This is a genomic window from gamma proteobacterium symbiont of Axiagastus rosmarus (assembly GCF_059730925.1).
In genome coordinates this window covers 2520012-2534074 of record NZ_AP035925.1, presented here as the reverse complement: position 1 = coordinate 2534074, position 14063 = coordinate 2520012, and the positions used below count along the sequence as shown (strand labels likewise).

The window sequence follows — 14063 nt, the reverse complement described above, 5'->3', positions numbered from 1 at the left end:
TGCGGCAATCCCGCTGAAAAACGCCTCTTTCCTGTTGAGTCATCATGAGTTCACCCGCGCCACCTGACGATCACGACGAACCTTTACGGCAATCGCTGGATGATGCGCACTTCGCCATTGTGGTACTTGCAGTGACCTCGGTTACCCTTATAATCTTCGTCCTGATGCTTACATTATGGATGAGCTGAGGCCAGCAACCGACTACGGACGCCCGCAAGGAGATGTCGATGGAATCCCGGGATGACAAACTGATCGCCATCATTGGACTGCTTTCCGCCTGCCTGATCGGCGTAGTGTTCCTTTTCACTATGACCTGGCTGACGGACGTGCGCCATCCAGCCGATCCGTCACTGGATGTACAAACCTGCCCGCCCAAAACCGCCAGCCCGGTGCAGCACTCTTAATCCTGGGTGCGCCATTTAATCTGCTGACTGCGTAACTCCAGCGCCAGCGCTTCATGCAGGGTGCGATTGCCATTGGGATCGCCCAGACCAAACAGCGCGCCAGGCGAGCGCCGATCGTCGGCCCACGCCGGATACTCCACCACCGGATAGAGCGAAATGCCTTCCAGCGCCACGCCCTGCGCTAAGGCCAGCCGCGCTTCATCACTGACATGCCGCAGCCAGGGCGCGCGCGCGTCGCCTTCCGCGCCGGTTTCCGCCAGCAGCAGCGGGCGCTGATAACGCTGCCAGCACTGCATCAGCAGCCGGTGCAGCGGCTGACGCTGCGGGTGGTCGGGCGGAATGGTGTCGCCGGAGAAGAACCAGTGGTTGTCGGGATAATAGTTCAGCCCCAGGATGTCGAGAAAATCGGGCTGACCACCCAGCTCCGGCGCATCGCGTCCTGCCAGCCAGTCCCAGGCTTCAAACTGCGCCTGATGCTGGCTGTCGGCATAGGGTTTACTGTCGGGGTTATGCGGATCGGCGGCGATCTGCACCAGCGGGTCGGTCAGCACGAAGCGGGCGTCCGGATAGACGTCGCGAATGGCGTGCATGGCCGTCAGCGAGGCGCGCACCAGCTGACGTTTCAGTTCGCGACCTCGCGCGCTGGCGTAGGGATCGAGCCACGATACATCGGCGCCGGCCCAGGACCAGAAGGATATCTGATTGATAGGCGTAAAGAACGGCTGCTCCACGCCCTCATCCCGCATCAGCTCAGCCATGGCGCGCGCGAAGCGGCCAAAGTGCTCCACAAACGCCGGCTTCCAGATATCGAGATGATCGGGGTAGCCAAAGTGCGCCAGCTCCCAGATGATTTGTAAATCATGGCGCGCCGCCGCGTGAATCATCGGCAGAAAGGTGCGCCAGTCGTATTCACCTGGCGTGGCTTCAATCAGGTGCCAGCGGGCGCCGTCGCGCGCGGTGCGCAATCCTTCCTGCGCCAGCGCGGCGTAATCTTTCTCCAGCAGCATGTCGTGGCCGCTGCTGATGACCATATCCAGTCGTCGCCCGCCGCTGCGGCAGGCGGTAGAGCAGGGGAAGCTGCCCTGAAAAAAGCTGCGAAATAGCCGGGGCTGATGGCGCGGGGATAGCTGAGTCATGATCTTCTCCTCACGAAGAACGCCGGATGCAGAACGCCTGGCTAAGTCTAGACTAAATTAACGCCGCACCCGACGCGGAAGTAGACGGCTCTGATTGCCTTTACGTGCGGTGATACCAACAATAACAGCTTCAGGGTAAGCAGGGATTGAGTATGAGCGAAGCGGCATTGCGTTCCTCACGCGAACGGCCAGGCGACGGGTTGAGAGAACATGCGCAACAGCAATGTGCCCATCATCCGGGACTGAGCGGCATTCATCCGCTGAACGATGGGCTGGATGCGTTTGCGGCACGCTATCTGCTGATGGGCATGGCGCAGCACACCATCGACGTCCAGTATTACATCTGGCACAACGACATGTCCGGACGCCTGCTGTTCAGCGCGCTGCTGGATGCGGCGGAGCGCGGCGTACAGGTGCGCCTGCTGCTGGATGACAACAATACGCCCGGGCTGGATGAAACGCTGGCCGAACTCGATCGGCATCCGAATATCGCCGTGCGGCTGTTTAATCCCTTCTCGTTTCGAACCCTGCGCGCGCTGGGCTATCTGACTGACTTCGCCCGCCTGAATCGCCGGATGCACAACAAAAGCCTGACCGTGGACGGCGCGGTAACGCTGGTGGGCGGCCGTAACATCGGCGACGAATATTTTGGCACCGGCAATGAGCCGCTGTTTACCGATCTCGACGTGCTGGCGCTGGGACCGGCGGTAGATGAAGTGGCGGAAGATTTCGCCCGCTACTGGCACAGCAAAGCGGTATCGCCGTTGCGCAGCGTCGTGGACACCGGCGCACCGCCGCATGAAGCGGTGCGTTTACCGCCGGAGTGGCAGCAGAGCGAGGCGGTGCAGCGCTACCTGGCGCGGCTGGAGAAATCCTCCTTTGTCAGCCAGCTGGAGCAGGGCTCGCTGAGCATGACCTGGGCACACACGCGGCTGTTAAGTGACGATCCGCGCAAAGGGCTGGGCAAAGCGAAGCGCTCCTCTTTGCTGCCGCAGCGCATGCTGGAGGTGATCGGCACGCCGCAGCAGCAGTTCGATATCATCTCGGCCTATTTTGTCCCGACCCGTGCCGGCGTGGCGCAGCTGCTGGCGCTGAAGCGGCGGGGCGTTAAGATCGCCATCTTAACCAACTCGCTGGCCGCCAATGATGTCACCGTGGTTCACGCTGGCTATGCGCGCTGGCGCAAGAAGCTGCTGCGTCACGGCATTGCGCTCTACGAACTGAAGCCGCAGGCCAATGCCGCGGATGCCCCGCACGATCGCGGCCTGACCGGGAATTCCGGCTCCAGCCTGCACGCCAAGACTTTCACCGTCGATAACCGCAAAGTGTTTATTGGCTCGTTTAATTTCGATCCGCGTTCGGCGGTGCTGAATACGGAGATGGGGCTGGTGATTGAGAGCGAAGCGCTGGCGCAGCAGACCCATCAGCGTTTTAGCAGCGGCATGCGCGACCGCGCCTGGGCACTGCGGCTGGATAAGTGGGGCCGCGTTAACTGGGTTGAGTACAGCGGCGAAGCGCGGGAAGTGGTGCATAAGCACGAGCCGCAGTGCACGCTATTGCAGCGTTTGCTGGTGCGGCTGGTATGGCGTCTGCCGGTGGAGTGGCTGCTATAGCCGGGCTGCAACGCGCGCAGCCCGGCGGGTAAGCACGCCGTTACGTCTGCGCGGAGGTCTCTGGTTTGCGCTGCGGCTTGCCGGAGAACAAAAAGCGCAGCAGCGGGATACGCAGATGAATCTCGTACAGGGCAAAGGCAACGCCAAACACCATCAGCAGCCCGACAAAAAAGCCCAGCGTATTACTGCTGATGTGTGGCGTAACGTAGATGCCGTACAGGATGGTCAGCGGATGGTGCACCAGATAGATAAACAGCGACGCGTTCACCAGATACATGATGCGCGGCGAGTGGCTGTTCAGCAGCTTGTGGCCGAAGCTGAAGCAGACGTTAAGCATACACAAGCCCATCAGCGTAGAAATGATGGCATCAAGCTCGTACAGCCAGCCTTCACCGCTGCTGTAGCGCTGATTCAGGCTGTACGCGATAAACACCGCAATGGCACCAAAGCACATCACCGGATTAAAACGCACAAACAGCGCTTTCAGCGCCTGATGTTTCCAGCTCAGCGCACCCAGCATAAAGAACGGCAGGAAGAACAGCGACTGCATAACCGCAATGCTGAACAGGCCATCCATTAACAGCGCGGGAGCAAAGTGGAAAATCAGCCGGCGGAAGGCGCACCACACCAGCGCATAGGCCAGCAGGGCCAGCGTCAGCTTGCCCCAGCCAACCTGCTGATAATCGATGCGGCGCTGCTGATCGCGCAGCCAGCGGAAGCTCAGCATGCCAAACGCGGTCAGAATCACCAGTACCAGTAAAAACCACAGGTGCGAAATCAGATCCCACATCAGCGCGTTGTACTTGTCATACAGCGAGAAGTTTGCCCAGTCGCCGACTTTGCTGGTGAGATTTTTCAGCATAAAAAACTGCGGCAGGGTAATGAGCGGCACCGCGGTTAACAGCGGAATGCCGACGCGCTCCAGCCGCACCTTCAGCCAGCGGTTGGGCTGATAGCGCAGATAGAGCATATACGAGAAATAACCTGAAATAACAAAGAACACCTGCATGCGGAAGGCGTGAATAAAATCATTCAGCACCGTCAGCCACAGTGAGGCGTCCTGGCTGTTAACCGACCAGCGTTGGGTCGAGTAAATCAGTGAGACGTGAAAAGGCACGCCCAGCAGCATTAAATACGCTCGAATCGAGTCGAGGAAATATTCACGTTCGGGTTTGGCTGAACTCATAAGCTTCCGGTTTGTCAGTTTACTTGCCGGTTTCACCCTGAAACCGGATTATGCCGGACGAAATTCTACCGGCTGTAAACAGCGTATACTATCAGGTGAATCTGTTTCTTAATCTTCCGGGTTTAATTATCCGAAAAGTACACTTTCGGCTTACGAATCAGGGGAACAATCTTTTACATAAGCTGTCGGAAAACCGAATAATCCTTTAAGATAAATGGGTTTGATCTAAGCACACGAAAGGGGGGGATGTGCTGACTAAAGTGAAGAATAATGGCGGGCTGGTGAAGATGCGCTGGGTAGGCGCAGCAGTTCTGCTGGCGTTGTACGCCAACAATAGCTGGGCGTTCAACATTGATGATGTGGCAAAGCAAGCTAAGGCGCTGGCAGGGAAAGGTTTTGAAGCGCCAAAAAGCAATTTACCCTCTCAGTTTCGTGAAATGAAGTTTGCTGACTATCAGCAGATCCAGTTTAACCACGACAAAGCATACTGGGGCAAACTGCGCACGCCGTTTAAGCTCGAGTTCTATCATCAGGGCATGTATTTCGACACGCCGGTGAAAATCAATGAAGTCACCGCGTCTTCGGTACGTGAAATCAAATATAACCCTGACTACTTCAATTTCGGCAACGTGAAACACGATGCCGATGCGGTGAAAAACCTTGGTTTTGCCGGTTTCAAAGTGCTGTATCCTTTAAATAAAAAGGGTAAAGACGATGAGATTACCAGCTTCCTGGGTGCCAGCTATTTCCGCGTGATTGGCGAAGGCCAGGTGTATGGCCTGTCGGCGCGTGGTCTGGCGATTGATACCGCGCTGCCTTCCGGTGAGGAGTTCCCGCGCTTTAAAGAGTTCTGGATCGAGCGGCCGAAGCCGCAGGATAAACAGCTGGTGATTTATGCGCTGCTGGATTCTCCGCGCGCCGCCGGTGCCTATCGCTTTGTGATCCAGCCGGGCAAAGAGTCCACCGTGGACGTGCAGTCTAAAGTGTATCTGCGTGACAACGTCGGCAAACTCGGCGTAGCCCCACTCACCAGTATGTTCCTGTTTGGCGCTAACCAGCCGTCGCCGGTCAGCAACTTCCGTCAGGAGCTGCATGATTCGAACGGCCTGTCGATTCACGCCGGAAATGGCGAGTGGATCTGGCGTCCGCTCAATAACCCGAAACACCTGGCGGTCAGCACCTTTACCATCGAAAACCCGAAAGGCTTCGGTCTGCTGCAGCGTGGCCGTGACTTCAGCCATTACCAGGACCTGGACGACCGCTATGATCTGCGTCCAAGCGGCTGGGTTGAGCCGCAGGGCGACTGGGGCAAAGGCCGCGTAGAGCTGGTGGAGATCCCGACGGCAGATGAAACCAACGATAATATCGTGGCCTTCTGGACGCCGGAGAGCCTGCCAGAGCCAGGCAAAGAGATGAACTTCAAATACCGTCTGCACTTTACGCGTGATGAAAACCAGCTGCATCAGGACGATGTGGCCTGGGTGAAAGACACGCTGCGTTCTGCGGGCGATGTGAAGCAGTCTAACCTGGTGCGTCAGCCGGATGGTTCCATCGCCTTTACCGTGGACTTTGTTGGTAAAGCGATGAGCAAGCTGCCGGAAAACACCCAGGTGGCGCCGCAGGTCAGCGTCGGTAACAACGCCGACGTGGTCGAGCAGAGCGTACGCTACAACCCGGTCACCAAAGGCTGGCGTCTGGTGCTGCGTCTGCGCGTGAAAGACAACAAGCAGCCGACCGAAATGCGTGCGGCGCTGGTGAGCGGCGACAAGACATTGACGGAAACCTGGAGCTATCAGTTACCTGCCAATGAATAAATCGACTTATTTACCTCAATCTTACGTGGAGGCGCTGCCGCTTGATGCGGCAGCACGCGCCACGCTCAGCGCCTCGCTGCAGAATGCGCAGGCGTTTCATGCCATTCATAGCGCGCTGGGGCAGGATATCGCCGCCAGCGAACGGCCGGACGATGCGCCGCTAAAATCGGTCTCGTCGCGCGTATCCATGGCGTGGCCGGATTCGCTCGCCGATGGCCAGCAGCTCAGTAAAGATTATCTCGACCGCACCACGCTGAAGGCGATGCCGCCAGTGAAGCGTTCGCTGATGTTCCCGGAAGCCTGGCGGACTAACCCGATCGCGCGCGCCTGGGATTCCCTGCGCGGGCAAAAAGGCAACCCACGCTATGCCACGGTGGAAGAGCAGAAAGCGGAAGACAAATGGCGCCACGTAGGTTCCATGCGTCGCTATGTGCTGCTGATTCTGACCATTCTGCAGACCGTGGTCGCCACCTGGTACATGAAAACCATTCTGCCGTATCAGGGCTGGACGCTGCTCGATCCGGTCGAGCTGTTTAACCAGAACTGGCTGCAGTCGGTGGAGCTGATCCTGCCGTATATTCTGCAGACCGGCATCCTGTTCCTGTTTGCCATCCTGTTCTGCTGGGTATCGGCCGGTTTCTGGACCGCGCTGATGGGCTTCCTGCAGCTGCTGATCGGCCGCGATAAGTACAGCATCTCGTACTCGACCACCGGTGATGAGCCGCTCAATCCGGAACATCGCACCGCGCTGATCATGCCAATCTGTAACGAAGACGTGGAACGCGTGTTCGCCGGTCTGCGCGCCACCTGGGAGTCGGTGAAACGCACCGGTAACGCGGAGCATTTCGATGTTTACATCCTGAGCGACAGCTACGATGCCGACATCGCCATCGCCGAGCAAAAAGCGTGGATGGAGCTGGTGCGGGATGTCGGTGGGGCAGGCAAGATCTTCTATCGCCGTCGTCGCCGCCGCGTGAAGCGTAAAAGCGGCAACATCGATGACTTCTGCCGTCGCTGGGGCAGCAACTACAGCTACATGGTGGTGCTGGACGCCGACAGCGTGATGAGCGGTGAGTGTCTTACCGGTCTGGTGCGCATGATGGAAGCGAACCCGAACGCCGGTATTATCCAGTCCTCGCCAAAAGCGTCAGGCATGGATACGCTGTATGCGCGCTGTCAGCAGTTCGCCACCCGCGTTTACGGGCCGCTGTTTACCGCTGGTCTGCACTTCTGGCAGCTGGGCGAATCGCACTACTGGGGGCACAACGCCATCATTCGCGTGCAGCCATTTATTGAACACTGTGCGCTGGCGCCGCTGCCGGGTGAAGGCTCCTTCGCCGGTTCGATCCTGTCACATGACTTCGTGGAAGCGGCGCTGATGCGTCGTGCCGGCTGGGGCGTGTGGATCGCCTACGATCTGCCGGGTTCTTATGAAGAGCTGCCGCCGAACCTGCTGGATGAGCTGAAGCGTGACCGTCGCTGGTGCCACGGCAACCTGATGAACTTCCGCCTGTTCCTGGTAAAAGGCATGCACCCGGTGCACCGCGCGGTGTTCCTGACCGGCGTGATGTCCTACCTGTCGGCGCCGCTGTGGTTTATGTTCCTTGCGTTGTCCACCGCCCTGCAGGTGGTGCATACGCTGATGGAACCGACCTACTTCCTGCAGCCGCGTCAGCTGTTCCCGGTGTGGCCGCAGTGGCGTCCGGATTTGGCGATTGCGCTGTTCTCCACCACGCTGGTGCTGCTGTTCCTGCCAAAACTGCTCAGCGTGGTGCTGATCTGGTTTAAAGGGGCGAAACCGTACGGTGGCGCATTCCGCCTGTTCCTCTCGCTGCTGCTGGAGATGCTGTTCTCAGTGCTGCTGGCACCGGTGCGCATGCTGTTCCACACCGTGTTTGTGGTCAGCGCGTTCCTCGGCTGGGAAGTGGTGTGGAACTCGCCGCAGCGTGACGATGATGCCACGCCGTGGAGCGAAGCGTTCCGTCGCCACGGTTCACAGATGCTGCTGGGCATTGTCTGGGCCGTCGGGATGGGTGTGCTCGATCTCAACTTCCTGTGGTGGCTGGCGCCAATCGTCTTCTCGCTGATTCTGTCGCCGTTTGTCTCGGTGATGTCAAGCCGCGCCACGGTCGGGCTGAAGAGTAAGCGTGCCAGGCTGTTCCTGATCCCGGAAGAGTATGAGCCGCCGAAAGAGCTGGTCGACACCGATCACTATCTGCAGCTGAACCGTGAACGTGCGCTGAAGCATGGCTTTATGCATGCGCTGTTCAATCCGGCGTTCAACGCGCTGGCGATGGCGATGGCGACATCGCGCCATAAGCAGAGTGCACTGCTGGATCACGCGCGCGATCGCCGCGTCGATCAGGCATTGAGCGATGCGCCGGAAAAACTGAATCGCGAACAGCGTCTGCAGCTGATCAGCGACCCGGTGGTGCTGGCGCGCGTGCACACGCGCTTGTGGGAAAGTGCGGATAAATATCATCAGTGGGTAGAGAGTTATCAGAAACTCACGCTTAACCCGCAGGCGCTGCCTCAGCGCGCCTGACAGGCTAACGGTGATGAAAAAGCGGCAGCGATGCCGCTTTTTTTATGCCTGCGCTTCAGCGAAGTGCTTAACGCGCCTCACACAATCTTTACGCATAAAGACATAGCGGTTTAGCTGCACCCGCAGCTAAAATGGCGCGATGACGCGTGCCAGCGTTCCTGAGCACATTTAAACAGTCACTGACGCACATCAGAATCAGGGGTGTCAGTTCAGGGTGAGTAAATGCAGTGAAATATTGCCTGAAGTTAATTGCGCTGTGCGCCGCCATTTTACTGCTCACGGGCTGTGGCAGCATTATCAGCCGGACCGTACCCGGACAGGGGCACGGTAACCAGTATTATCCGGGCGTGCAGTGGGATGTGCGTGACGGGCCGTGGCGCGTGCTGACCATTCTCGATCTGCCGCTGTCGCTGGTGATGGACACGCTGCTACTGCCGGTTGACGCACAGCACGGCCCGTACGAGTAACTTACGCCCAGTTGTCTGACGGACTGTCGTCGTCTTCCCACTCTTCGGCCGCTGCCTCGCCTTCTTCCAGGTCGCGCGGCGGCTCCAGCTGAAATTCGCCTTCATCCCATTCGTGCAGGGTATTTTCCGACTGCCACTCCTGGCGCAGCTCAATTTCATCGAAATTACCGTCGAACACCGCCTGCGCCGCTTCACCGCTGCAAATTGGCAGGCATTCGCCCTGGCCATCTTCATCAGCGAAAAACTCCGCCTGCCACATAATGTCGCCATCCTGCATCACGTACTTCTGCAGCGCAAACTGGCTGACGCTGGCGTCATCCTGCTCCAGTTCAGGCTGGCTGGCGAGGAACTCTTCGCGTGCGGCTTCAATGGCTTCTTCTAACGTACTATACAGGCTCATCTGCAACTCCTTGTCAGTGCAAAAAGGGATTTCACAGAAGAATAGACGAAAATTGGCGGCTGTCAGGGCGGGAGAGAACAATGACGGGGTGGATGCGTAAAAAGTCATCCACCCGCGCCGGTTACATCATTTTTTGCGGAAAGTGCAGAACCGGTCGTACCGACTCGCGTAACACGGGTGCAGAATAACGGATGCAGCATTTAATACAGGGTTTCACCTTTTTAAAATTAATTCGTGCGGTGGCCAAAGCCTGATTTAAATTATAGAGCGTACCGATGAACACCATATCCTCCTTAACCGGCAGACGTTTACACTCCTTCCGATGCAGCAGATGGTAACCCTCCTGATCGGTACTGATCGTCACGTAGTAGTAGATACCTTTATTCATATTATGTGTCCTGAATATATTTGCTGTGTGTAATCTTTTTATATTTTTAAACGCGCAGTTAACGAACTAACTGTCAGGGTCGAAACTAACTGGATTCGATCAGGCTAACCAATTCCATAAAGATATATTAAAGATGAATTTTTAATCAAAAGAGAATATGGCGGTGAACTTTCAGACAAATACTTGTTTAATCAGTAAAATTTATTAGATAAGTAAGTAAGAAGGCAAGCCTGAGTAAAATTAAATAGGAAAAGGCCTGGAAGTCGTCAAAATCAGATCCGCACCCGTCAAATTTTACGCGTATTGCTGTATAAACTCAGGCACTGAAAAGCAGCGGCGGGCGAGGGAGAAAGCGTTAGCGTAGCAGCGAAAAACCGTGATTAATGCGCAAGATAGCAGCAGGCGGCGTAAAGGCTGCCGTTAACTTAAGTGTCAGCGAGTGGAAGACATAGCAGTTCAGGCTGGGCCTTTTTTTGCGCGCCACTGCGCAGACAATCACGTGAATTAAGGCAAATGTGCGGTAAATAACGCGGGGCATTGATAATACCCCGCAACCGATCAATAGCGTGAAGGCTGCCCTTCGGGGCGGGTTTTAAAGCGGCGATGCAGCCACATATACTGCTCAGGCGCCAGCAGTACCGTCTCTTCCACCACTTTATTCATCACGATAGCGGTATCCAGTTCACTCTCCAGTGAGAATTTGTGGCGGATATCCGGCATCATTTTCAGTTCGTAGCCGCGGCCATGCGGCAGGCGGCGTGCCAGAAACGGTACCACGCTCGGATTGGCCAGACGAATCAGCATATGCGTGCCGGTGGTGGTCGCGGCTTCCTGAACGGCAAAGAACGGGGCGAATACACTGCTGCGCGGGCCGTAGTCGTGATCGGGCGCATACCAGATGATGTCGTTGTTCTTCATGGCGCGGATCATGCCTTTCAGATCTTTGCGGTCCAGCATGCTTTTATTGGAACGCATGCGTCCCCAGGTTTGCAGCCAGTCCAGTAACTTGTTGTCGTTAGGGCGATACACGCCAATACCCGGGTTATACATGCCAAACACGCGCGCGCCCAGCTCCAGCGTCAGGAAGTGCATGCCAATCAGCAGGATGCCGCGCTTTTGTGCCAGCGCCTCGGTAACGTGCTCCAGGCCGCTGGTGCTGACCCATTTACGAATACGCCAGTCCGGCCAGAACCACGCCATGCCGGTTTCAATCAGCCCCATTCCCACCGATTCGAAATTGTGCTTCACCATGGCTTCACGTTCGCTGGTCGGCATATCCGGGAAGCACAGCGCCAGATTGCGTTGCGCGACCTGAACACGACGCTTCATAAAACGCATGGCAAGGCGTCCCAGCCCGCAGCCAGTCACGTACAGCAGCGGGTAGGGCAACAGCACCAGCACATAGAGGAAACCGATGCCCAGCCAGGTCAGCCAGTAGCGTGGATGAAGGAGTTCGCGGGTAAATTGCGGAAGTTGCGTCATGGAAATATCAATGTCCTGCGTCGTGTACCAGAGAGTCCGGTTTCTGTAATTGGCCGGGATTATGCCATTTTTTCTCTCTGACTGAAATCAACCATCCGTGCGTCAGCGCACGGCGAACAGCATTTCTGCGCAGATATTGGCGAGCATAACGCAGAACCCCGTCGATTGCGGCTGACGGCAGGAGAATTGCACCAGAGGCTTTGCATCACGCTCAATTCAGGTATCATATGCGCGCTAAATTTCTCTGATTGCTAACAGGTGTTCACCATGCCAGTGTTACACAACCTCGTTTCCAATAAAGAGCTGAAAGAACGTATGCTGGCCGAAACCGAGCCGCGTACCACAGTCTCTTTTTATAAATACTTCCAGATTGCCGATCCACAGGCATTCCGCGACCGTCTCTATGTTGCCTTAACCCAGCTGAAGGTGTTCGGCCGCGTCTACGTGGCGCAGGAAGGGATTAATGCACAAATCAGCGTGCCGGCCAGTCGCTATGAGGCGATGAAGGCGATGCTCTATGCCTTTGACCCGGCGCTCGACAATCTGCGCATGAACATTGCGCTGGATGACGACGGCAAATCGTTCTGGGTGCTGCGCCTGAAAGTGCGCGATCGCATCGTGGCTGACGGTATTGAAGACGGTAGCTTCGACGCCAGTAACGTCGGTAACTATCTCAAAGCGGCTGAAGTCAACGCCATGCTCGACGATCCGGATGCGGTGTTTGTGGATATGCGTAACCACTACGAATACGAAGTGGGCCACTTCGACAACGCGCTGGAAGTCCCAGCCGATACGTTCCGCGATCAGCTGCCGATGGCGGTGGATATGCTGCAGGCGCAGAAAGACAAAAAAATCGTCATGTACTGTACCGGCGGCATCCGCTGTGAAAAAGCCAGTGCGTGGATGAAGCACAACGGTTTTGATGATGTTTACCACATTGAAGGGGGCATCATCGAATATACCCGTCGCGCGCGCGAGCAGGGTTTACCGGTGCGCTTCAAAGGCAAAAACTTCGTGTTTGACGAGCGCATGGGCGAGCGTATCTCTGACGATATTCTCTCCAGCTGCCACCAGTGTGGTGCGCCGTGCGACAGCCACACCAACTGCGTTAATGACGGCTGCCATCTGCTGTTTATTCAGTGCCCGAGCTGTGCGGAAAAGTATCAGAACTGCTGCAGCCCGCTGTGCATGGAAGAGTCGAAACTGGCGCCGGAAGAGCAGCGCGCGCGCCGCGCCGGCCGTGAAAATGGCAACAAAGTGTTCAATAAATCGCGCGGTTTACTCAACATGACCATGGCGATCCCCGCGCCGGACAAAAAGTAATGGCTTAACAGCCTGGCGCATTGCCCGCCAGGCTGTACTGCTGATTACTGACGCACACCTTCGACTGAAATGATCAGCTCGGCTTTTTGCGAGGCCGGACCGAGATCTTTGCTGATGTTGAACTCTTTCAGCACAATTTCGCCGCTGGCGGCAAAGCCAGCGCGATAACCGCCCCACGGATCCTTGCCTTCCCCAATCAGCTGCGCATCCAGCGTGATCGGCTTCGTTACGCCGTTGAGCGTCAGGTTGCCGGTGATCTTATAGTCCTTGCCCTGTTTTTTAACCTCAGTCGAGCTGAAGCTGGCCTGCGGGAATTTGCCGGTATTGAGGAAATCCGCGCTGCGCAAATGCTTGTCGCGCTCGGCATGATTGGTATCGAGGCTGTTGGTATTGATGGTCACGTTGACCTTGTCCGCGGCGGGATTGGCTTCATCAAAGGTAAAGCTGCCATCAAAATCTTTAAAGCTGCCGTACAGCCAGCTGTAGCCAAGATGCTGAATGCGGAACTGGACAAACGCGTGCTGACCCTCTTTATCAAACTTATACTCAGCCGCGCTGGCACTCAGGCTGGTCGAAAAGAGGGCAGCGGCGCTGAGCGCCAGCAGGGTTTTCCTGATCATATTACTTTTCCTTTTCAGAGGTTAAGGGGATGCGGTAACCGAGCATCCGTTTCAGCGTCATGTCGCGATCGACAAAATGGTGTTTCAGCGCGGCCAGGGCGTGCAGGGCAGACAACAGCACCAGAGCCCACGCCAGCCATAAATGGACCTCACCGGCGACATCGGCCTGCTCACCCGCGCCGCTAAACAGTGCCGGTACCTCAAACCAGCCAAACACTGAGACCGGCTTGCCGTCTGCGGTAGAGATCAGATAGCCGCTGATCAGCAACACCAGCAGCAGGCCATACAGCAGCCAGTGCGCAGCATGGGCGGCACGGCGTACGTGCGGCGAGTAACTGTTGAGCGGTGCCGGCGGCGGCGATATCACACGCCAGCACAGGCGCAGCAGCAGAGCGCCAAACAGTAAGATGCCGATGCCTTTGTGAATCTCAGGGGCGCTGTGATACCAGCCGTCGTAATAGCCAAGTCCGACCATCCATAAACCCAGCGCGAACATACCGTAAATCGTCAGCGCCATCAGCCAGTGCAACGCAATGGTTAACGCACCGTAATGCCGTGGAGAATTACGCCACATAGTTAAGCCGTTATCAGGAAATAAGTGGTAATGAGAATCTACAACCTGAAATAGAAAATCAATCGTCCTTACTTTTCTATAACTTTGAATTTAGGGGTTCGATATATATGG

The 14063-nt window shown here is 56.6% G+C and carries 13 protein-coding genes; 6 read left to right on the top strand and 7 right to left on the bottom strand.

Features of this window, described 5'->3' with window-relative positions:
• The first annotated feature begins 227 nt into the window (after positions 1 to 227).
• Positions 228 to 404 carry a hypothetical protein gene (locus tag AC6I8F_RS11900; RefSeq protein ID WP_021506450.1) on the top strand — a complete coding sequence of 59 codons (177 nt, stop codon included), beginning with the start codon at positions 228 to 230 and terminating at the stop codon, positions 402 to 404.
• On the opposite strand, the gene AC6I8F_RS11895 is transcribed toward AC6I8F_RS11900, so the two are convergent.
• Positions 401 to 1540, bottom strand: coding sequence for a beta-glucosidase (locus tag AC6I8F_RS11895; protein ID WP_264239602.1), 1140 nt, complete (start codon positions 1538 to 1540; stop codon positions 401 to 403). The two genes, AC6I8F_RS11900 and AC6I8F_RS11895, sit on opposite strands and share 4 nt — an antisense overlap.
• A 152-nt stretch (positions 1541 to 1692) precedes the next feature.
• On the opposite strand from AC6I8F_RS11895, the gene AC6I8F_RS11890 reads away from it, so the two are divergent.
• Positions 1693 to 3153, top strand: a complete 1461-nt coding sequence (locus AC6I8F_RS11890; protein ID WP_159378282.1) for a phospholipase D-like domain-containing protein — start codon at positions 1693 to 1695, stop codon at positions 3151 to 3153.
• Positions 3154 to 3193: 40 nt separating this feature from the next.
• Here AC6I8F_RS11890 and mdoC read toward each other — a convergent pair whose 3' ends face one another.
• A complete protein-coding gene (gene mdoC / locus AC6I8F_RS11885) occupies positions 3194 to 4339 on the bottom strand; it encodes a glucans biosynthesis protein MdoC (RefSeq protein WP_021506447.1) in 1146 nt (381 codons plus the stop codon).
• 278 nt (positions 4340 to 4617) lie between these two features.
• Here mdoC and AC6I8F_RS11880 point away from each other — a divergent pair, with 278 nt between their 5' ends.
• The 3 genes from AC6I8F_RS11880 (at position 4618) to AC6I8F_RS11870 (ending at position 9165) form a co-directional block, all read left to right on the top strand.
• Positions 4618 to 6153 carry a glucan biosynthesis protein G gene (locus AC6I8F_RS11880; RefSeq protein WP_182688977.1) on the top strand — a complete coding sequence of 512 codons (1536 nt, stop codon included), beginning with the start codon at positions 4618 to 4620 and terminating at the stop codon, positions 6151 to 6153.
• Positions 6146 to 8698: a glucans biosynthesis glucosyltransferase MdoH gene (mdoH, locus tag AC6I8F_RS11875; protein ID WP_372772831.1), complete on the top strand. Its 2553-nt coding sequence runs from the start codon at positions 6146 to 6148 to the stop codon at positions 8696 to 8698. Before AC6I8F_RS11880 ends, mdoH begins: the two co-directional genes overlap by 8 nt.
• Positions 8699 to 8925: 227 nt before the next feature.
• Positions 8926 to 9165 carry a YceK/YidQ family lipoprotein gene (locus AC6I8F_RS11870; protein WP_021506444.1) on the top strand — a complete coding sequence of 80 codons (240 nt, stop codon included), beginning with the start codon at positions 8926 to 8928 and terminating at the stop codon, positions 9163 to 9165.
• A 1-nt stretch (position 9166) separates the two neighbouring features.
• Here AC6I8F_RS11870 and AC6I8F_RS11865 read toward each other — a convergent pair whose 3' ends face one another.
• From AC6I8F_RS11865 to AC6I8F_RS11855, 3 genes are all read right to left on the bottom strand, one after another.
• The gene (locus AC6I8F_RS11865) at positions 9167 to 9565 is read right to left on the bottom strand and encodes a MysB family protein (protein ID WP_021506443.1); all 399 of its coding nucleotides are present in this window, start codon (positions 9563 to 9565) and stop codon (positions 9167 to 9169) included.
• A 121-nt stretch (positions 9566 to 9686) separates the two neighbouring features.
• On the bottom strand, positions 9687 to 9953 hold the full coding sequence (locus AC6I8F_RS11860; RefSeq protein ID WP_021506442.1) for a hypothetical protein: 267 nt from the start codon (positions 9951 to 9953) through the stop codon (positions 9687 to 9689).
• 558 nt (positions 9954 to 10511) lie between these two features.
• Complete coding sequence (locus AC6I8F_RS11855) at positions 10512 to 11435, bottom strand: Kdo(2)-lipid IV(A) acyltransferase (protein WP_021506441.1); 924 nt, start codon at positions 11433 to 11435, stop codon at positions 10512 to 10514.
• Positions 11436 to 11702: 267 nt separating this feature from the next.
• On the opposite strand from AC6I8F_RS11855, the gene trhO reads away from it, so the two are divergent.
• Positions 11703 to 12758, top strand: a complete 1056-nt coding sequence (gene trhO, locus AC6I8F_RS11850) for an oxygen-dependent tRNA uridine(34) hydroxylase TrhO (RefSeq protein WP_021506440.1) — start codon at positions 11703 to 11705, stop codon at positions 12756 to 12758.
• 44 nt (positions 12759 to 12802) lie between these two features.
• Here trhO and AC6I8F_RS11845 read toward each other — a convergent pair whose 3' ends face one another.
• Complete coding sequence (locus AC6I8F_RS11845; RefSeq protein ID WP_021506439.1) at positions 12803 to 13378, bottom strand: YceI family protein; 576 nt, start codon at positions 13376 to 13378, stop codon at positions 12803 to 12805.
• Position 13379: 1 nt separating this feature from the next.
• Positions 13380 to 13952 (bottom strand): cytochrome b, encoded by a 573-nt coding sequence (locus tag AC6I8F_RS11840; RefSeq protein WP_498028049.1) that lies wholly within the window; start codon positions 13950 to 13952, stop codon positions 13380 to 13382.
• Between the last annotated feature and the right edge of the window lie 111 nt (positions 13953 to 14063).